Here is a 20,716-nt window from a genome sequence, read left to right as displayed (position 1 = left end):
GAACAGGTGGCTCGTATTCGAAGCCAAAATCTGGGGCTCAAACTCGGAACGAGGGACAGGAGTCGATCGAGGTTACCTGACGAGGATTGAGACGGCTGACGGGCCCACGCGCTTCGCCCTATCGACGCTCGCGAGACAGCTTCGAAATCGACAATGGGTACAAAAAAGCCAGCACGTCCATTAGCAAGCTGGCCATGTGATTTTCTGAACCGCGCTGGCGTGAGGCGGCACGGTCCCGAGGTGACGGGAAACCGCCTTGCACTCTCGGAGCATTTTGAAGCTGCCGCGACTTTGCTGTCGGGTTTGTCAGGTCCGCGACACGGGCTCTGCTCTGCCGGGCTTGCGGCTGCGCATTCGTTCAAGCTGTTGAATGATATGTAGAAAATCTCCTGCAGGGCTCTTTCCGCGCTCTGGCACGACTTTTGACGCTGTCTTGTGAGACGGCAGGAGATACCGACTGGCGTCCATTCGGGAGCGATATCGCGCTCAATGCAATGAAGGAAGACAACATGTCAGGCCAGAGTCAGTTCAGATTCTATCCGAAACGGGCATTGCCTGTGGAATGCAATATCGACCGGCGTGGCTGGCGTCACCATCACAATCGCCCGGCCCCGGCCAATGGCCACCGATCGACTTGGAGATACAGTTCGACCAGCATGTGCTTGCTCCTGTCCTCTCGCCGGCGCTCGAGGAGACCGGCGAGCGCGTCGGCGGCCAACCGGCCTTTCGCGTGCCGCGCTGCGGAAATCCTCGAAGAGATGATCGACCCCGAACCGCTGTGGAGCAAGAGCTTCATTCCGGCTCGCCGTTCGAAGCTGGAAAACGCCGCGTCTCCGACGATTTCGCTCGTCGGCTCTTTGGCGGGCAGGCAGCGGTCTGGCCAAGAGGGTTACAAGTTGCCGGATGGCCAAGATGCAATGCCGCGCGGCCTGGTTAGTTGTCAGACTTCAGAATAAATCCAATGGCGCTCAACCCGGTTCCGGATCATGTCCCGCCCGAAATGGTGGGGGACTTCAGCCTGTTCACGTCGCCTGGCATGCTGCCGACGCCCGACGGGGACCCGCAGGCCGCCACTGCTTGCGTTCATGCCGGGCCACCGATCTTTTATTCCCCCTTTAACACGCGCGATGGCCGAGGCACCTGGGTCATCACTCGCGCCACAGACCAGCGCAGGGTGCTGCAAGACGCTGATAGCTTCTCCAGCCATCGAAGCATCTTCGCCTCCGCGCTTGGCGAGAACTGGCCGATGATCCCGCTTGAACTCGATCCACCGGCCCATGGCGTCTTTCGATCGCTACTCAATCCGCTGCTCTCGCCCAAGCGGGTGACGGCACTCGAACCGGCTGTCCGTGAGCGAGCGATAGCCCTGATCGACAGCATTGCCGCATCGGGCACGAGCTGCGACGTCATGCAGGATTTTGCCTTTCCTTTTGCGGTCAGCATCTTCCTTCGCCTTCTTGGGCTACCCGATCACCGACTCCATACATTTGTCGGCTGGGCGAACGACCTGCTCCACGGCGACGATGTCAAAAGACCGGCGGCGGCCCGGACGATCCTGGCGTTCATCGACGAGCTCGCGGCCATGCGCCGCGAGGAACCGGTCGACGATTTCATGACCTTCATCGTGCAGGCACAGGTCGAGGGCCGGCGGCTGACCGACGAGGAAGTCCGTGGCATCGGCGTGCTGGTGTTCGTCGCGGGACTCGACACGGTCGCTGCAGCGATTGGCTTTGACCTGGCCTTTCTCGCGCGTCATCCCAAAGAACAGGAACTGCTGCGGAGCGAACCGAACCGAATCGTGCTCGCAGCCGAAGAATTGCTGCGTGCCTATCCGACCGTGCAGATTATCAGGGTGGCAAGAAAAGATATCGACTTCGAAGGCGCGCCGATCCGTAAGGGGGACTATGTTTCCTGCGCCACGATGATTGCCAATCGCGATCCGGCGGAATTCGAATGTCCCGACACGATCGATCTCATGCGCGAGGACAACCGCCACGCCGCCTTTGGCTATGGTCCCCACCGCTGCCTTGGCTCACACCTCGCCCGGCGAGAGATTGTTATTGGCCTGGAGGAATGGTTGGCGCGCCTCCCGGCCTTCCGGATCAAGGAAGGTACAGCGCCCATCGCCTATGGCGGCCATGTGTTTGGGATCGAAAATCTGATCGTCGACTGGTCCTGACCAAGGCAGCCTTCAGCCGCGGCACAGACAATGGGGGAGCGCCATGCACATCGTCGTCCACAAAGCCAAATGCCAGGGTCACGCACGATGCTGGGCCCAAGCTCCGAACATCTTCAAGCTTGATGATGAGGGCTACGTCCTGCTTGGCGACATCAATGTCGCGCAAGGGGACGAACTGCTCGCGTCACGGGCGGTACGATCCTGCCCCGAAAGTGCGCTGGAAATCGATCGCACATCGGCCGCGCGGTTCGAACCAGCCGCCATGCAACCAAGAGCTGGGGAAGCTTAGGTGGAATCGACGAGACGTGGCCCCACACCGCAAAGCAAGATGTCCGGCCGCTTCCCTGTCTCCTCCTCTCTGGCATCGAGACCTCCATGACACGCACGCGACATGTGAAGTTCGTCTCCGTTCTGGCTTCTTCAGTTGCCGACCGGTTCGGCCTTGCACGCACCTAGAGGCACGAAACGCCTCTTCCAATCTCAAAATTTGGGACAGAGCAATGGGCCAGGCAAAAATCACCGAACTGTGCGACCGCGAGGCGATCCGCGACTGCCTTTATCGGTACTGCCGCGGCATAGACCGCGCGGATGAGGCTGCGCTGCGCAGTGCGTATTGGCCCGATGCGCATGACAATCACGGCGCCTATTGTGGCTCAGCCGAGGGCTTCATTGAGTTTGCGCTTGGTGTTTTCAAGACCGGACCGCGCTTAATCCACCAGATCACGAACGTGTTGATCGAATTCATCGACCCGGCGGAGGCCGTGGTTGAAAGCTATTTCACCGCGCTGCAACGCGGACCAGACAACGACGGAGAAGCACGCCAGGTGCTTCTCTGCGGCCGTTACTGCGATCTTTTTCAGAAGAGGGAAGGGGCGTGGCGCATTGCCGAACGGACCGTCGTTTACGATTGGATCGAAGAGCAGACCCCACCAGCGGTCCCCGAGGCAGAACGGTTCGGCTTGCGGCAACCGATCGGAGCAGCGCATCCCAATGACCCGGTTTACGCGCTCAGGAAGCGCCGCAGCTCGTCATCAAAATGAAAATGCCATGCATGTCACCACAATGCTTTCCAAGGCTCCCAATTGCGGAGCCGCGTCGCGGGAGCGGTCCCGGAACGCAACACGTCTGCCCGGTATGGAAACTCGCCGTCACCAGGACGTCCGCGACTGGTCTTGCGGCTGACTCGCGTCGATATCTCTGACGCTGGCTGCGGAGAGGTTCATATGAAGCAGGCAGGACGGGTCGTCATCATAACGGGAGCGGCAGGCGGAATCGGCCGTGCGCTGGTCGAGATCGTTGCCGCCGATGGAGACATCGTCGTTGCGGTGGACCTTCCTGGCAGCGGCGTTCTTGAACTGGCCGGCGGTCTCGGCCATCCGCATCTGGGCCTCGAATGCGATGTCTCACGAGAAGAGGACATTGTCGCCCTATGCGGCCGCATCGAAGCGCAGTTCGCGAAAATCGATGTTCTCGTCAACAACGCGGCGATAGGACCCGCCATGGCTGCGACTGTCGACACCGGTTTCGAGGCCTTCCGACGCGTGCTGGCAACAAACCTGATCGGGCCTTTCATCATGGCCGGCGAAGCGGCGAGGCGCATGCAGCCCGGCGCTGCCATTGTCAACGTCGCTTCGCTGGCGGGCGTGCTCGGCAATCCCAAGCGCAACGCCTATGCCAGTTCGAAGGCAGGCTTGATCGCTCTCACGAGGTCGCTTGCATGCGAGTGGGCCTCGCGCGGCATCCGCGTAACGGCGGTAGCGCCAGGATACGTGCGCACGCCGATGGTGGCGGAACTGGAACGCGCGGGCAAGATGGACCTCGCGGCCGTGCGCCGCCGCGTGCCCATGGGACGAATGGCGCGCCCCGACGAGATCGCTCGGGCCGTGCGTTTTTTGGCCAGCGCACAGACGGGCTACATCACCGGATCGGTGCTGACGGTCGACGGCGGTTGGATGTCGTTCAACCAGCCGGGCGACGCGCACCCGCCGGTCGACGAGACGCCTCGAGCCGAACTCTTCCGGCCGGCCGAACGAACTGGCGCGCGCACAGTGGTCGTGACGGGCGGCGCGAACGGTATAGGCGCCGCCGTCGTTCGCCGCTTCGCCGCGAACTCCGACACGGTCGTGATCGCCGATAGAGATGGTGCTGGGGCGGCAGAACTCGCTGGTTTGCTGGGCGGCAGACACGTGGCGAAATCCGTCGACGTGGCGGTCGAGAGCGACGTGGTGGCGCTGTTCGAGGAAATACGGGGGCGCTTCGGTCGCATCGAGGCCCTCGTCAACTGTGCTGCTGTTGCCGATACGTTTGTGCGAGGGATCCAAATCCCGCAACAGATCGAGCGGGTGCTGGACGTCAATCTTACCGGCACCTTCACCTGCGCACGCGAGGCGATCAAGTCGATGGACGCCGGCGGCGTAATCCTCAATCTTGGATCGATCAATAGCTTCCTGCCCTTGGTGCCGCGCCATGCCTATGGGGCGTCCAGGGCGGGTATGAACATTCTGACCCGGTGCATGGCGGCCGAACTCGGGTCGGTCGGCATTCGAACGGCCACCGTCGCTATTGGCTACATCCGTACGCCTGACATTGCTCAGCTGGTCGAGTCCGGCCGCATCGATTCCGCAGCGATCACACGGCGCATCCCTATGGGCCGGATGGGAGAGCCCGAAGACGTCGCCGAGGCAGTGTTCTTTCTGGCCTCGCCTGACGCCTCATATGTAAACGGCTCGACCCTCTACGTGGACGGCGGCTTGACCTCGTTGGCTGACGCGCGAAACGCCCAGACAACCGATCAAGAAGATCCAACGGAATGTTCGCCGGCGACGGGTTGCGGTTCGTCGAAGCCGACGAGGTTCGAGCATTGAGACTGCGGCTGCATGGCACGTGCCAAGCGCGGCTTGCCAAGTGATCGCCTTCCTCGGTGACGGAAAACTGGTCATCAGGGTCGAACCATTAGCCAAGTTTTGGCGCTTGCCTGCGGCCGCCGAACGACAAGCGGCTTTGCGCAAGATCGTCCACTACGTCGCCGCCAGGCCGGATCGATACCGCCCACCCGCAATCGGCACAAGTCGAAGGCTTGATTGCCCACTTTGTGTAAACGAGGACACGCCATGGAATTCGCGACATTCATCTTGGCGGCCCAGCGAGGCTATCATCAATCGTGCGACAGCGTCATCGGTAACTCCATAGAACAGGCAATCGCTTCGGAGCAGGCCGGCTTCAACACCGCTTGGTTCGCCGAGCACCACTTCAACAATTACAGCCTGGTTCCCTCGCCCTTGATGATGGTGGCACACTGTGCCGGCCTTACGAGCACCATTCGCCTTGGCACCGGCGTGTGTGTGCTGCCGCTATATCAACCGCAGCGCCTGCTCGCCGAGATCGGCTTTGCCGATATCGTTTCGAACGGCCGCCTCGAACTCGGCGTCGGCTCGGGATACCAGCAGTTCGAGTTCGAGCGCTTCGGCGTCGATGTCGATCAGGCGCCGGCCGTGTTTGCGGAATACCTGGATATCCTTCTCAAGGGCCTTAACCAGAAGGTCTTCGAGCACAATGGCCAGTATGAGAAGATACCTTTAACGGCGATTTCGCTGCGCACCATCCAAAGGCCAGCCCCACCGATCTGGATCGCCTGCGGGTCCGCGCGAAGCATGTGCCGGGCCTATCGTGAGGGCCACAATCTTTTCGTCACGGCGTTCCACAACGGCTTGGAAAACTTGAGAACGCTGCGTGAGACCATCGAGGCAGCAGCGGCCTCGCGGGGTAAGGATGTCACCGCCGCCAAGATAGGGCTTCTGCGCTGCTGCTATGCCAGCGACGATCAGGCGGAGATCGACAGCTATCTCGACAACGCCCGCTTCCAGCGCCGGCTATCTGAAGCACTTCATCAGCGCCGCCAGCAGAGCCGGGACGGCTATCTGCTGCAGGAAACACCGACGCAGCAGGATCTATCGTTCGAGACCATGCGCCAGAACCTGCCGATCGGCAGCGTAAGTCGCGTCATCGATCGCCTGCTGGAAGAGATAAGTATCCTGAAGCCGGACCAGATCGCAATTCAGACCCAATTGGGAGATTTCGACCAAAAGACGATGCTACGCCAGATTGAGCTCTGGGGAGACAAGATCATTCCAGCGATCAACAAGTCGCTTGGTCAGGTCAAGGCTTGAAGCTCGGAACGGCCACTGGGGGAGCTGAAATCTCGCATGCCGATGCTCGACAATTCGTCCATGAGGCATGGATAAATAATCAAGCCGCCTGGCGATTGCCGGGATCGAAGACCAACGCCGTCCGTCACCTTGCCTGCACGGATCGCCGGTCTTCCGCTCTCTGGCCATCTCGCTTGCGATCGTTGATCGGCAGCCTCGGAACGGCCGCCATGGCGTAGACGAATAGCCACTCCCGCGACCCCTCTTGTGTCCGAAGTTGGACGAGGATGTCGGAAGCCCGACAAATGGTCGAGAGGGGACCTGGCCCGCCAGTATGGAGAACTGGTGCGGCGCAGGTGGTACGCCAATTCGGCACGCGCCTTGCTTCATTGATTCTGAATGGCGCACGACAACGGCAGATCGCCGATCGGTGGTCAGAGCGGTTCGTCACTGAAAGTACTTCGTGCGGCAGCGATGACAGGCTTGTCGGCTGGATAGCGTCGGTGGAGGTGAGACAGCATGGTGGAGAGGCAGTCTGGTGCGCAGGCGCGCGAGAGCTTGCGCCGAATGATCGCGTCCAGTGAACTCGCCTTCGCAATGGAGGCTCATGACGGCCTTTCGGCGGCGATTGCCGAGCGCGCAGGCTTCAAGGCGCTCTGGGCGTCCGGCCTCTCGATTTCGTCCAGCCTCGGATATCGAGATGCTAACGAAGCTTCCTGGTCCCAGCTCGTCGATGTCGTTGAGCGAATTTCCGACACGGTGGACATTCCAGTCCTCGTCGACGGGGACAGCGGGTTCGGGAACTTCAACAATGCCCGTTTGGTCGCCCGCAAGCTGCGCCAACATGGCGCGAGCGGCATATGTCTCGAGGACACGGCGTTCCCGAAAATGAACTCGTTCATCGGTGATCGGCACCCGTTGGCCGATATTCCCGAGTTCTGCGGCCGGCTTAAGGCGGTGAAGGACCAAGTGCCGGATGCGGAGTTCGTTCTGGTCGCCCGGATCGAGGCGCTCATCGCCGGCCGCGGAGAGGATGAGGCGCTGGCGCGGGCACAAGCGTACGCTGAGGCGGGCGCCGATGCTATTCTGATTCATTCCCGCAAGTCCAACGCTGAGCAGATTTTCGCCTTCACGCGCGCCTGGCAGAACCGCCTTCCGGTCGTGATCGTGCCTACGAAATATTACCGCACGCCGGTCTCCGCGTATCGGGCGGCCGGAATCTCCACGGTCATCTGGGCGAACCACAACATGCGCGCGGCGATATCGGCGATGCGCCAGGTCTGCGACCGCATCCTCCGCGAAGAAAGTACCGCCGGTATCGAGGACGAGGTGGCGACGCTCGACGAACTCTTCGATCTGCTCAATTACCAGGAACTCTCAGCGGCGGAAGAGAAATATCTGCCGCAGACGGCGACCGGCGTGCGGTAGCAGGCCCAGCCCGTCTTTTGAAAAGCAAAACGAAAACGGGAGCGCACATGCTTGCGCATCGGACAAACCTGTTTGGCACATCGGGTACCGCCGCGGCGCGCGCTGCCGCAAAAGCGGCGGTCGAGGCTGGCAAGGAGATCATCGATCTGACCGCCGGCGAGATCTGGAGCGAGCTTGCTCCCACGATCCGCGACGGCGCGATCGATGCCATCAATAAGGGCGTCAATCGCTATACCGATACGGTTGGCATGGTGGAGCTGCGTGAGGCACTGGCGCGGAAGATCTCCCTCGATACCGGACAGATCTGGAAGGCCGAGGAAGTTGCCGTGACGTCCGGAGCAAAGCAGGCCTTGTTCAATGCCGCAATGGTGCTGCTGAACCCGGGCGACGAGGTCATCATCCCGGCGCCTTACTGGACAACGTTTCCGGCCCAGGTGCTAATCGCCGGCGGCACACCAGTCTTCGTCGACACCAAATCCAACGGTTACGTCCCGCGCCCCGAGCACATCAAGGACGCAGTCACCGAGCGCACGCGGGCGATCGTCATCAACACGCCCAGCAATCCGGCCGGTGCGGTCTACGATGTTGAGACCCTGATGGCCATCGCTCAATTGGCGGTCAGCCGCAACCTGTGGATCATTTTCGACGAGTGCTATGGCGACTTCGTGCATGGGGATCATACCCACCATCCGATCGTCTCGGTCGCTCCGGACATTCGAGCACGCGTGCTGATCGTCAACTCCTTCAGCAAATCGCTGGCATTGACCGGCTGGCGCATCGGTTATCTGGCGGGACCAAAAGAGGTGATCAATACCGTCAAGGCCCTGCAATCGCACACCACTTCGAATCCAAACGTAATTGCCCAGCACGCGGTGCTCGCCCATTTGCAAAGGGATGGATCGGACTATGAAGGCAAGCTGCGTTCACGCCTGACAAGCGCCAGACGGGTGGGTCTTGACGTGCTTGCTTCGTTGACGCGTGTCCCGGTCGCCAGGGCGCAAGGGGGCTTTTATTTCTATCTCGACCTTTCCAATCTGCTGCGACCGGGATCGGAAGACGGCGCCTCAACGACGGCCGATGATATCGTGACGGGTCTGCTTGCCGAAGCTGGCGTCGCAGCTGTGTCGGGCACCGCGTTCGGCGACCCCGCCGGGCTGCGCCTGTCTTATGGAATTCCACCTGAAAAACTCACGACCGGCCTGGCCCGACTCGTCGATTTCCTCAACGCCTGGAAATGACATCGCAACACAAGGAAAGAGGAGAATGAGATGCCTCCCGATGCTCCCAGGAAAGCCGTCATTCTCGCCGCCGGTTTTGGGTCTCGCCTACGTCCGTTGACGGATCTGCGGCCGAAGCCACTGGTCGAGGTGAACGGCACGCCGATTCTTCACAACGCCCTGCGAAATCTGGAAGCAGTCGGCGTCGAAAAGGTCACGATCGTCGTCGGCTATCGCAAGGATGCCATCCAATATGCCTGCGGCAGCCGCTTCGGCCGGCTTGAGATCAACTACGTCGAATCAACGGTCTTCGACCGCACGGGCAGCGCCTATTCGCTCTGGCTGGCTCGGGACGCTCTCCTTACCGGCGACTGCTACCTGCTCGAGGGAGATGTTTTCTTCGAGGAAGATGCTCTCCGGTATCTTTCCTTCGACAACGCCGTCGATGTTGCGGCGGTCGCGCCTTTCGATTCGACAATGCAAGGGTCGGCAGTGCTGCTTTCGGAGACCGGGTTTATTTCTGGTTTCCGCATGAGGCAAACCGCAGCAAACCTTTCTGAAACTGGACCAAAGCTTTTCAAAACAATGAATTTACTGCGTTTCGCCGCAGCAACTCTGAGCGAAACCATCGTTCCAGCGCTCGATGACATAATTGGTTCAGGTGCAATTAAAGCCTATACAGAGGAACTTCTCGCGTATCTCGTGGAAAGGCGTGGGCTGCAACTAGCTGCAGTCCGTTGCGACGGTCTGCGATGGCAAGAAATCGACAATGCCGAAGATTTGCGCGTTGCCGAGACCATCTTCGCTCGTGCTTGCCGCCCCTCCGCAGCCAGGCCGTGTAACGCGTCGGATTGCTCGAAGAGGGAGTTTCTATGATCCGCCAGCTCATCGATCCTGCAAATGCTGTGACTGCCATAGGTCTTGCGCTTTCGGCGATCGGCATCAACTCTGCAATCGCCGGCTTTCCCGAGATTGGCGTGGCAATCGTTCTCTGGGCGCTGCTGGCCGATCATCTCGATGGAGTCGTCGCGCAACTGACGCGAGGGCGTTTGGCTGAAACCGCGCAAGTTGGGAAGAACCTGGATTCGTTCGCCGATCTCGTCAGTGCGGGCGTTTTTCCAGCAGTGACTTCGATCGTTGTCGGTCATGGGTCTGCACTCTGCGTCATCTCGGGAACTGTACTCGTTATCGCTAGTGCCTTGCGGCTGAGTTATTTTAACGTATTCGGATCCCCGGGGGGACGATTCATTGGCGTCCCTACTACCTACGCAGTCCCGGCGATGGCGATCCTATTCATGCTTCGCCCTGTGCTCCCTGAGGCAATCTTCTCGCACCTGCTCGCTGCCGTCCTTGTGCTGCTCGCCATCCTGCACATCACGCCTGTTCGGGTGCCTAAAACGGCGGGCATCATGTATTTCGTCGTTACATCCTTCTGCATCGTCGCGTCTACGACGCTCGCACTTCGGGGGTGATCTGAAGTGGGACTTTCAATCCGATACATCTTTGGCGTTCCTCCTGCGTGGCTTGCCTGGCATCAAGCCAATGCCCGGATCCCACCGTCGACCGCCACCAGTAAGTCGCTTCTGGTACTCGCATCACTCATTCTCGGCGAGCTTATTCACCCGCACGACCTGATCGCGAGCGTCGCTGGATTAACCGGCGTTGCGATCGTCGGGGATGTCGTGGGCACGCAAAGCGGCGCCGGTGTCACGTGGGATATTATTTCGAGCCTCACACCTGCACTCATGCTGATGCGGCGTCTTGAGGCAGTCCGTTTCGTTAGGTCGTTTGACGTTCAACGTCGTGGCCCTACGCGCCTTGTTCTCGATAGTGTTGGCCCTGTCGAATTGGCATTGGCCAACTGCTTCAACAGTTGCCCAAACCAGCGTCCAAACGTGGTCGGCGCCCGCGAAAAGCTAGGGAGCGCGTGGTGAGCCATCAGCAAGCAAAGATAATTGATCTTTCAACCGCACTGCCGCCATGCCCACAATTTTTGCGAGAGGCTTTGTCTCAATCTCTTGTCGAACTCGCCTTAGAACCGGAACTCCACTGGCGGATCAGGAAAAACCGGCCCGGTGGGGAAGACCGAGATCGCGAGGCCGGTGCAAGATGGATTGCACCGCGCGTCGGTGAGATCCTCCCGTCTAGTCGCATTCTTCTCACCAACGGCACCCAGAACGCGCTTGTCGTCGTTTTACGAAACCTATGCAAGCCCGGCGATGTGATTGTGGCTGAACAACTCGCCTATCTCCTAATACGTCCAATTGCAGTATCGCTCGGTCTTATCGTGGTCGGTGTCGAGATGGACGAGGAAGGAGTAAATCCAGCCGCGCTTGATGTGATAGGTCGCGCTATTAGGCCAAAGCTACTTTACTGCACGCCGACGGTACAGAATCCCACTACCGCTATTATGTCGGCAGATCGGCGAGCCGATGTTGTTCGAATCGCAAAGACGCACAACATAGCGATCATTGAAGACGATGTGCTCGGCCGACTTCATAAAGAAGCGCCACCATCACTATACTCGTACGCTCCGGACATCACTTGGTACATAATGAGCGTGTCTAAATGCTTCGCGATGGGGATTAGACTGGCGTATCTAGCGATACCGGAGGGCATCAGGGCTGCAGACGTGTTTGCGCCACATCTAAGGTCGTCATCGATGTTCGCCAACTCTCTATCCTGCGAACTCGTCTCCCATTGGGTAAAGGGTGGCCACGGGGCGGAAATCGCCGAGAAGGCACGTTCGGAAGTCGACGCAAGGCAAAAATTGGCTCTGCAGCATCTCGGTCAATTCGGCCCGCGTGCTGTGCCGGGTGGATTGCATCTATGGATAGAGCTGCCCGCCAATGTATCCAGCGACTCAGTAGTTAAGGCAGCCCTGGCAAGCGGTGTGCAGATAAGATCGGCCGGGATGTTTTCGGTGGATCATAAGCCTCCCCCGAATGCAATCCGGGTGGCAATTACGGGTCCTCAAAATCATGCCGGGCTTGATGCCGGCTTGAGCGTCGTTGCAAACCTTCTTTCCGAACACCTTGCAGAGACTGCTCAGAGGAAAGTGCAAATATCATAGCCAGTAATAATAGAGGAATGAGCTATGACGCAGCGTCAAATAATGATCCTCCCGCCCGCTGATCTGTTTGCAGGTGCTGCTTATTATTTCGCGCGTTACCAAGCGGATTACCCGCCGGCAATGTTTGACTTCCTAGTGGAAAAATCCCTTTCGGGTCCTGAGCCGGCCGCCTTGCTCGATCTTGGCTGTGGGACCGGTCAGATCAGCGTTCCCCTTGCCCAATTTGCGAACAAGGTTGTCGCGGTGGACCCTGATCAAGACATGATCGACGAGGCGCGACAGTTCGCTACTCGATCTGGCGCTCAGAATATTTCCTTCTTGACTGAAAAGTCCGAGGAACTGCCTGTCGACATCGGACCATTCTCACTGGTCACGATTGCAGGCGCTTTTCATTGGACGGATCGGGATCGTGTCGTGAAATACCTTGAGAAAGTGGTCGCGGACGACGGTGCTATCGCTGTTATCTCGAGGCACCGTTCAAATTGTTCACCCTATGATTGGTGGTCGGAGCAACTCGCTTACATCGAGGCTTTTTGGGGCGGCTTTTTCCCGGCGGGGAAAGAAGGAGTTCGACCAACTTTGGAGGAACCGAATGATGTTATCCTTGCTCGGTCAGCATTCAGCGTGATCCGGGAGATCACTTTCCCATACGAATATCATTGGGACCTGGATTCACTCGTCGGCTACATCTTCTCCACGTCCAAGGCGTGCCCCGGCGTGCTTGGGGACCGACGCTCGGCATTCGAGGACGGTTTGCGCTCCCGGCTCTCGGCGATATCGCCTAACGGGACGTTTATCGAGCGTGGCGTCGCAGCTGTGCTCCTGGCATCCAGGCCGTAGCGAAATCCACCCTGCAGGTGTTCTCGTGACCCCCTTAAGAGCGGGGTAACCGCATCCATGTCGCGCGCCGGGTTTCGCGCGACATGGGGAGTTGTGTTGTGGAGTGGCTAATATGCCGAGACCGCTTTCAGTTCGTGTGGCGACTGCCGCAAACGGCCAAGAAATTCACGAGAGCCATACGTCAACATATGGTTGGCATGATCATAAACAAGTCGGACGCCCTTTTCGAGGTAGGACCCCACATCGCTATGGTTGACGAGCGTGCCGCACACCTTGCCTGCGCCCACAATTGTGTTAATCGCACGATCAACGGCCTCAGCAACGGCTTGAGACTTGTTCCCCTGCTGCCACTCGTACGTGATCGGTTCGGCGCCGATCGTAAGAGCCAGGTCACCGGGAGCAACCAGATAAGCGTCGACGCCTTCGACGGCCATGATGTCCGGTAGGTTGTTCACTGCCTCGATCGTCTCGATCATCAGGATAAGCAATCGGTCCTGGTGATCGAACGGTGCGGAGAACCTGAACCGGTCCACAATGCTCTGCGCCACTTTTGCGTCCGACACGAGCGGGATCATTAAACCGTCAACGCCGCATTCGAGATACTTTGTGACCATCCATGGCGAAGGGTCTTCTGGTCGCAGAACCGACACGATCCCCGAAAGGCTCGCGGCGCGCGCCATTTCTTCCACGCGTTCCGGCCCTGCCGAGCCGTGCTCACAGTCGATCAGGACCGCGTCGAATCCACATTCACCTAACTTTTCCACCAAGCTAGGCGAGGGATGACTTGAGTGGACCAGGGTTCCGGTGCCACCAGAGCGCAGTTTGTCTTTTAGCAGACGAGAGGCGGACAGATCACGCTTTAGGAAGGATGCCATTGATAGTGCCTTTCATTAGAGGAATCGTTGGGTGCGGGATTGTCAGTGCAGCGGCAGCAAATCGGTGACGTCACGTGCCATGTGCTCGAGAACCTGTTCCGGTGCGGCCTTCAACAGGACCACCGTCGCCAAGTGGTTCTTAATCACAGTCGTGATCTTAACTGAGTTCTTGCCCGGGAATGCTTCCCAGGGGCCCATCTTCTGCAACGCTGGGATCAGCGCTCGAACGTTGGGGCGCGAAGCGTAATAGTCACCGAGTTGTCTGGTCTTGAGCGCAAGATCGTTTGCTGGGAGATATGTCGTACGCGTGGCCATTATCGTCTGCCCCGGGACGCTTGAGGCAAACTTCATGAACTCCCATGCCCTCTGCTGCTGCTGTGGGTCTCTCGAGAACATGATGCTGATCGGCCCAGCGGCAGGAAGATACCCCGCTTGAGCCGTGACTGGAAAAGGCCGCATGCCGATTGCAAACTGGCCTGCTGCGCGTTTTTCAATAGCTGCATAACTGCTGCTCGAAGTGCACAGGATGCCAAGCTGCCCCGCGGAAAATGCTTGGCGCGCTTGGTCTCGAGACATATCCACGCGCGCCTGGCCGCACTGCCCAAAGTCGCGCAAGACCCTAAGAGCGGCCAGACCTTCCGGGCCTGCAAACCCGATGTCGCGTTCGACTTTCGTCAGAATGCGACCGCCAAATCCATTCAGCAGGCCATGGAATGTCCAGTTTCCGCCGTTGTCGTACTCCATGAACGCGCCGACAACATTACCTTCACGGAGTTCATCGATCTTGCGACCAAGAGCAGTGATACCTTCCCAGCTTTCCGGCGGCTCGCCTCCGCCTACACGCGCCAAAAGATCGAGATTATAGAGAACGACGGGCATCGAGACCGCAAAGCCAAGACCTCTTGTGCTTCCACCGAACCCGCCGATTTGCATCACCGTCGGTGCGAAATTGCCTCCCCAATCGGCTTCGTTATGCTGGAAGGCATCGAGTTTTTGGGCAAGCTGCCGATCAGCGAATACACGAAGATAGTTCGGACTGATGAACAGAATATCCGGGAGCTCCCCAACGACTGCCGACCGAAGGATGGCTGTGATGGCAGTCTCGTCCTCTCGAATTGAGGTATCTACGTTGACTGTAGCCTTATGTTCCCCCTGATGTGCGTCTCGAAGCGCATTGTACATATCGCCGAAAATTGAGGGCAGAGCGACGATGCGCAGCTCGCCTGAAGGCGCAGCGCGCGCTAAGGAACCTGATGTGAATAAGAGGGACGTTGAACCGGCGACAAATTGGCGCCGTGTGAGTTTAAACATTCGTTGATCCTTTCTGAAAATTGTGAGCTGCGTTCACTTCACCGCCCCTGTGGTCATTCCCTCCACAAACCACTTCTGCGCGGCAAGGAATGCTATGAGCAGCGGCGCGACGACCAGTGTTGATGCGGCCATAAGCGGGCCGTAATCATTCCCGGCCTCCGCATTTTTGAACGCCATAATCCCGATCGGCGGAGGCATCAGGCTCCCATCGCGCACGGCAATCAGTGGCCAAAAGAGGTCATTCCAGTGACCGACGACGGAAAAGATCGAGAAGGCAAGAATGGCCGGAAGCGACATCGGCACCATGATCTTCCAGACGATCGACAGTTCGGATAATCCGTCGAGACGCGCCGCGTGAACAACATCGTCCGGAATGGACTTGAAGAACTGGCGGAAGAGGAAGACGCCGAACGGTGAGACGATGTATGGAAAAACCAGCGCAGCATACGTGTTCAAGATGCCGAGCTGGTAGCAAAGGATGAACAGCGGGAGCGAGAGCACTTGATGAGGAAGAAGAAGCCCGATGAGGACGAGGGCGAAAAGGAGGTCTCGGCCACGAAAGTTGAGCTTTGCCAGCGCGTAAGCAATCGGTGCGCACACGAGAATCTGAAGTGCGAGGATTAGAGCGCAGACAAGCAGGCCATTGCCTATGTAGTGCAGCAGGGGGACCGAGGTTATCGCCTTCGTGTAATTCTCCGCTCCGTGGAATTGAGCAGGGAAGAACGAGAAGGACGCGCGAAAAATCTCACCGGGTGGCTTGATTGAGAGGCTGACCATCCAGGCGAACGGAACAAGTATTAAAGCCGACGTCAGAAGTAGCACGCTGTGTCGGAGGATCGCTGGTAGGGCGAAAAGGCGGGTCGCGCTCATTGATAGTGCACCCTCTTGTCCATGATGCGTGCCTGGATCAGGGTCAGCGTCACGACCATCACGAGGAAGACGACTGCGACCGCTGCGCCGTACCCCATGCGCAAATATTCAAAGCTCTCGCGATAAAGGGTGTAGAGCAGCATCTCCGTGGCGTGGCCCGGGCCGCCCTGCGTCAGGATCTGAATCGTGTCGAAGGTCTCGAAAGCTTTGAGCGCAACTACGATGACGATAAACATCAAGACCGGCCCGAGCATTGGAATCGTGACCGTCCGCAGGCGGTCGATCCAGAGATCGGCGCCGTCGACCTCAGCAGCGTCGTATAGGTCGAGCGGGATGGACTTCAGCCCCGCCAAAAAGAGCACCATGGCATAACCGAGATTCTGCCAGATGCCGATGACGGCAAGCACGGGTAACGCGGTTGTCTCGTCGCGTAGCCAATTGGCGGTAGGAATGCCAAGGGCGGCAAAGGTCTGATTGACAAGGCCAACAGTGGGGTGGAGCAAGGCTTCCCAAGAGATCGCCATGGCAGTCAATGTGGCCATGAACGGGAGAAAGTGAATGGCGCGATAGAAGGCGCGGCAAGAGTCGCTGCTCTCTATCAGAAGAGCGATCACCAGCCCGGCAAGGACGGTTCCCGGAACAACAATCAGAACATAAACGACCGTGTTGATGAGCGACGCTCGAAAAACCTCGTCGAAAATAACTTCGCGGAAGTTGGCGAGGCCGACGAAGGAGAGAGAACTGGCCCCGAATTCCCAGTCGGTAAGCGCCATGACAAAGACCCCGACGACTGGTAGAAGGAACAGCACGATGAGTAGGATGAGAGCAGGTCCAGCAAGCGCCCAAGCCCAAAGTGCCTCACCCCGTGCGTGCTTTTGCGCGGGCGAGCGCAACTCAGATACCAGCATAGACTTTCGCGATGTGGTGACGGGTCCTACCGACCTGCTGACCAGAGATAGGCGCGCATTCATCACGCCCACTCCCTGACCGGCGTCACTGATGCAGCGGCCGCGCCGTCACGCAGACGGACCCGGCGACCCTCACGGTCGAAAAGAAGAACATGGTCCGGCCTGACGCCGACATGCAGCGTCTGTCCGGTGACGATCTCGGGTGCACGCTCGGCCGAAAGCCGGGCTATTACGGGGTGCTCAACGCCGGCCACATCGAGATAGACGAACAGGTCGGAGCCCATATGCTCCACCATACGCACCAATCCGGTAAGCACCCCTGGTCCGGCGTGACCGGCAAGCTGAAACGCCTCGGGGCGGATGGCGACGGTGAGTTCGGTCCCCAGCGTCAGCTCAGATGGAACCGAAAGGGCGGTGCCAGCTACATCCACCTGCCCACGTTCACGCATGATGGCGTCGAACATGTTGATCTTAGGCGATCCGACGAATTCAGCGACCCGCCGGTCGTCTGGGTCGCTGTAGATCTTCTGTGGTTGGGCGACCTGCAACACCTCACCGTCGAGCATCACGACAACTCGATCGGAGAGCGTCATCGCTTCTGCTTGGTCGTGGGTGACATAGACGAAGGTCACTCCAAGACGCCGGTGCAGTTCCTTGATCTCGGCGCGCATGTGGACTCGCAGCTTAGCGTCGAGATTGCTGAGCGGTTCGTCCATCAAAAACACGGCCGGATGGCGCACCATGGCGCGGCCGAGAGCAACGCGCTGGCGTTGGCCGCCGGATAGTTGGCCCGGCTTGCGATCCAGTAGATGCGCAATTCCGAGCGCTTCGGCCGTGCCGCCGACCTCCATATCAATTGCCCTTCGGGCCATCCCTGTGCCCGGCAGCCAGCGGCCGACGAGCGGTGCGCGCTGCCAGGCATTCAATCGCCGCATTCGCAGAGGGAGCGCGATGTTCTCGGCAACAGTCATATGCGGATAGAGAGCGTACGACTGGAACACCATCGCCACATCGCGGCGCTTAGGGCGCAGTCCGTCTACAACACGATCGCCAATCGCGACGCTACCTGCGTCCTGGACCTCGAGCCCAGCGAGGATGCGTAACAATGTCGACTTCCCGCACCCCGACGGACCAAGCAGCGTGAGAAACTCGCCGTTTACAATCGACAGCGAAACGTCGTGCAGTGCGGTGGTAGGTCCGAATGACTTGCGAATATTTCTGAGGACTATTCCACTCATTCGACGGCCTCCGGGTTGCTCACCCAAAAGAAGTTGGCGGCCGAAATGTAGGGAACAGTGACGGAACGGCCCGACATCGACGCCTGCCTCTCCCGCGACCGGATCGCTTGATGACGCGAATTTCTGTCTGCACTTAAAAAAAAGCGAGGAAAGCGAACTTCCAATTCTTGAAGCGTGACCCCGCAACCAAGAAACTCAAGTCGATCACATTGGAACCTCATAGCTCCCATCCCTAGGCCAGAACTCATTTCGCGCCGACGCAATATCGTTTCGACGCAACAATCCCGTGACAAACATCGAATAATGTGATGGAACGTCCCGGTTTGACGATGGATTGCCCTTGGACAACTGACTGACATCCAAAGAAGTTGCCGGAGTACAGAATGGCTACCGAAGACGATGGAGTGCCTCTCAATGCGATCCGCGCGTTCGTGATGATCGCCCGAGAAGGAAGCGTGACGCGCGCGGCTAGTGCACTGAGAACGACGCAAAGTTCGGTGAGCCGATATCTGGCCGTGCTTGAAGATTATCTTGGGACAGATCTATTGGAACGGCGTGGAAGACGAAGCGAGTTGACGGCGTTCGGAAGGCTGTTCGCGAATACGGTCGCTGAGCCGCTTGATACAGTGTGCTTCACTGCTCAAAGGATGCGCCGACGGAACCGTTCGGACGCCAATCGCATCGTGGTTCGCACGTCGCTTTCGACCTTCGCCTACTCTCTCTTGATTCCGAATCTCCAAGCATTCTCCGCCGAAATGGGCGGCGTAATCGTGGATGTGATCAGTTCGCTTTCTCTGCCCACATCCTCCGACGATTATGACATCTTGATTACACGAGACCTATCTCTCATCGAACCGGCCGACAACTGGGAAATCTACCATGAGCAACTAGTTTGCCTGGGAGCGCCAAATCACGTGCGGGGAAAAAGTCTCTCGGTTATCCGGTCCTTGCCGATTTTGAATGTTACATCCCGGCCCGATATTCTACCCACATGGCTGAGGGCGATGAATCTGACTTCGAAGGACATAAAATCGGGCGCGCGCTATGATCACAATTACCTTGCCCTCCCGGCGGTCATGACGGGAAAATGCCTGCTAGTGGCGCCCGAGATCATTGTTGGCGACCTTGTGCGCGGGGGGGGATTGCATGTGATACCAGGATCGCGCACCCCCAGTGGCATGCAATATCGGGCCTATGCGGTCGACCGAAGCGGTAACCCAGAAGTCGCTCGTGCCTTTTGCCGGTGGCTTGCTCGCCTTTGTAAAAAGGCCGCGCTTCCGGAAGCCGCTTAACATCGCATAAGGCTATCGAAACCTTCTAAAAATTCGATCGATTCATTTGCTTGCACACGCCGTTTCAGCACCAATTCGTCCATTCCTTGGCTTGAGAAGTGAGCACAAAGAATGCTGCAAGGCGTCAACACCAAGCTCACGTCCGGAGCCTCCACCGTGACAGGTGCCGAGCGTCTCCGCGCTCGCATGGCCGAGCAGCGTCCGGTCCATATCATATCGGCGCATAGCCCGTTGTCAGCGATCCTCGCCGAGGAGGCAGGTTTTGACGGCATCTGGGCGTCCGGTTTCGAACTCTCCGCTCTTTATGGCTTGCCCGACGTAAGCCTAATCTCTATGGCGCAGCACCTAGACATGGTCCGGGCGATGGTTGACCAATCGTCGCTGCCGATTGTCGCCGATATCGACACTGGCTTTGGCAATGCCATCAACGTGATCCATGCAGTTAGGCAATACGAGCGCGCCGGCGCTGCCGCGGTCGTCATAGAGGATAAGGTCTTTCCAAAGGTCACGAGTCTGATTGCAGACGGCCGCCAGGAGCTCGTCAGGATGGAGGAGTTCGTTGGCAAGGTGCGCGCATCTGTGGCTACGCGTTCGGACCCGAACTTCCTCGTTATTGCACGCACTGAAGCGCTGATTGCTGGCCTCGGAGAGGCCGAGGCGCTAGCACGGGCTGCGGCTTACGAGGCAGCTGGAGCTGACATGATCCTGATCCATTCCAAGCAGAAGACGCCGGACGAGGTGGAGAGCTTTGTCCGCGCATGGGACGGCAATGCTCCAGTCGTAATCGTACCGACCGCTTATCCGCAGATGAACGAACCACGTATCCGTGCTTTGGAAAAAATCGGCATGGTGATCTATGCCAATCATGCGATCCGGGCAGCGGTCACTGCTATGAAGGACGTCTTTGCACGGATCCGCGCCGACGGTGGTATCCACCACATCGACCGCGACATTGTGCCGGTCGAGGAAATTTTCCGACTGCAGAAGATGGAGGTGGTTAAACGGAACGAAGCTCGGTTTCTACTGTGAGACCACGACTGCGGTTTACAAATGCAGCTATGACGGCCAAGAGCTGCAGCCCGGTTGGTATCCTCGTTGTTGTCGAAGAACTCGCGTGGTTCCGCTTGTGCGGCAGCGGGCAAGCTTGGCCTCCTACTTGTGGAGAGAGGCCATCCCGACGACCGGGCGCTTGAGGTCGTTGATTGACAGCATGATGGTATCGCCGTTCTGGCGTTTGACGACCATCTTGTCTGACACTTTTCTGTCGCCTTTGTCCAGTCCGCGACACAAGTTTATTTAGCCAATTTAATATTTTTGCCAAATGTTAAATAGCTGAAAAG

At 58.6% G+C, this 20,716-nt stretch carries 18 protein-coding genes; 13 read left to right on the top strand and 5 right to left on the bottom strand.

Translation table 11 applies throughout. The features are described from left to right. Positions 1-961 precede the first annotated feature (961 nt). From C1D09_RS25720 to C1D09_RS25665, 11 genes are all read left to right on the top strand, one after another. Positions 962-2,179 (top strand): cytochrome P450, encoded by a 1,218-nt coding sequence (locus C1D09_RS25720; RefSeq protein WP_143976883.1) that lies wholly within the window; start codon positions 962-964, stop codon positions 2,177-2,179. 43 nt (positions 2,180-2,222) lie between these two features. Next, the gene (locus tag C1D09_RS25715) at positions 2,223-2,468 is read left to right on the top strand and encodes a ferredoxin (protein ID WP_109671367.1); all 246 of its coding nucleotides are present in this window, start codon (positions 2,223-2,225) and stop codon (positions 2,466-2,468) included. Positions 2,469-2,679: 211 nt separating this feature from the next. Continuing rightward, positions 2,680-3,219 (top strand): nuclear transport factor 2 family protein, encoded by a 540-nt coding sequence (locus C1D09_RS25710; RefSeq protein ID WP_143976882.1) that lies wholly within the window; start codon positions 2,680-2,682, stop codon positions 3,217-3,219. Between the two features lie 183 nt (positions 3,220-3,402). After that, positions 3,403-5,043, top strand: coding sequence for an SDR family oxidoreductase (locus C1D09_RS25705; protein ID WP_143976881.1), 1,641 nt, complete (start codon positions 3,403-3,405; stop codon positions 5,041-5,043). Positions 5,044-5,289: 246 nt separating this feature from the next. Continuing rightward, entirely contained in the window at positions 5,290-6,345 is a 1,056-nt protein-coding gene (locus tag C1D09_RS25700; RefSeq protein ID WP_143976880.1) for an LLM class flavin-dependent oxidoreductase, read from the top strand. A gap of 498 nt (positions 6,346-6,843) precedes the next feature. Further along, positions 6,844-7,752: a phosphoenolpyruvate mutase gene (gene aepX, locus C1D09_RS25695; RefSeq protein ID WP_143976879.1), complete on the top strand. Its 909-nt coding sequence runs from the start codon at positions 6,844-6,846 to the stop codon at positions 7,750-7,752. Between the two features lie 47 nt (positions 7,753-7,799). After that, positions 7,800-8,990 (top strand): aminotransferase class I/II-fold pyridoxal phosphate-dependent enzyme, encoded by a 1,191-nt coding sequence (locus C1D09_RS25690; protein ID WP_143976878.1) that lies wholly within the window; start codon positions 7,800-7,802, stop codon positions 8,988-8,990. Between the two features lie 30 nt (positions 8,991-9,020). Next, on the top strand, positions 9,021-9,845 hold the full coding sequence (locus C1D09_RS25685; RefSeq protein WP_143976877.1) for a phosphocholine cytidylyltransferase family protein: 825 nt from the start codon (positions 9,021-9,023) through the stop codon (positions 9,843-9,845). Continuing rightward, entirely contained in the window at positions 9,842-10,441 is a 600-nt protein-coding gene (locus C1D09_RS25680; protein WP_143976876.1) for a CDP-alcohol phosphatidyltransferase family protein, read from the top strand. Before C1D09_RS25685 ends, C1D09_RS25680 begins: the two co-directional genes overlap by 4 nt. A gap of 458 nt (positions 10,442-10,899) precedes the next feature. Continuing rightward, on the top strand, positions 10,900-12,042 hold the full coding sequence (locus tag C1D09_RS25670; protein WP_167514749.1) for an aminotransferase-like domain-containing protein: 1,143 nt from the start codon (positions 10,900-10,902) through the stop codon (positions 12,040-12,042). Between the two features lie 24 nt (positions 12,043-12,066). Next, a complete protein-coding gene (locus tag C1D09_RS25665; protein WP_143976873.1) occupies positions 12,067-12,882 on the top strand; it encodes a class I SAM-dependent methyltransferase in 816 nt (271 codons plus the stop codon). A 107-nt stretch (positions 12,883-12,989) separates the two neighbouring features. Here the strand turns inward: C1D09_RS25665 and C1D09_RS25660 are convergent, their stop codons facing one another. From C1D09_RS25660 to C1D09_RS25640, 5 genes are all read right to left on the bottom strand, one after another. Continuing rightward, positions 12,990-13,757, bottom strand: coding sequence for an HpcH/HpaI aldolase family protein (locus C1D09_RS25660; RefSeq protein WP_143976872.1), 768 nt, complete (start codon positions 13,755-13,757; stop codon positions 12,990-12,992). A 42-nt stretch (positions 13,758-13,799) separates the two neighbouring features. Further along, on the bottom strand, positions 13,800-15,068 hold the full coding sequence (locus C1D09_RS25655; RefSeq protein WP_143976871.1) for an extracellular solute-binding protein: 1,269 nt from the start codon (positions 15,066-15,068) through the stop codon (positions 13,800-13,802). Positions 15,069-15,101: 33 nt separating this feature from the next. Next, positions 15,102-15,938: a carbohydrate ABC transporter permease gene (locus C1D09_RS25650; protein ID WP_143976870.1), complete on the bottom strand. Its 837-nt coding sequence runs from the start codon at positions 15,936-15,938 to the stop codon at positions 15,102-15,104. After that, entirely contained in the window at positions 15,935-16,846 is a 912-nt protein-coding gene (locus tag C1D09_RS25645) for a carbohydrate ABC transporter permease (protein ID WP_246135875.1), read from the bottom strand. The genes C1D09_RS25650 and C1D09_RS25645 overlap by 4 nt, the downstream gene beginning before the upstream one ends. Positions 16,847-16,908: 62 nt before the next feature. Next, positions 16,909-18,084 carry an ABC transporter ATP-binding protein gene (locus tag C1D09_RS25640; protein WP_143976868.1) on the bottom strand — a complete coding sequence of 392 codons (1,176 nt, stop codon included), beginning with the start codon at positions 18,082-18,084 and terminating at the stop codon, positions 16,909-16,911. 383 nt (positions 18,085-18,467) lie between these two features. On the opposite strand from C1D09_RS25640, the gene C1D09_RS25635 reads away from it, so the two are divergent. Further along, positions 18,468-19,376, top strand: a complete 909-nt coding sequence (locus C1D09_RS25635; RefSeq protein ID WP_143976867.1) for a LysR family transcriptional regulator — start codon at positions 18,468-18,470, stop codon at positions 19,374-19,376. A gap of 111 nt (positions 19,377-19,487) precedes the next feature. After that, positions 19,488-20,405 (top strand): phosphonopyruvate hydrolase, encoded by a 918-nt coding sequence (locus C1D09_RS25630; protein ID WP_143976866.1) that lies wholly within the window; start codon positions 19,488-19,490, stop codon positions 20,403-20,405. The last annotated feature ends 311 nt before the right edge of the window (positions 20,406-20,716 follow it).

The sequence above is a fragment of the Mesorhizobium intechi genome (assembly GCF_002879535.1).
Taxonomy (GTDB): Bacteria; Pseudomonadota; Alphaproteobacteria; order Rhizobiales; family Rhizobiaceae; genus Mesorhizobium; species Mesorhizobium intechi.
This window is presented reverse-complemented; position numbering and strand designations above follow the sequence as displayed.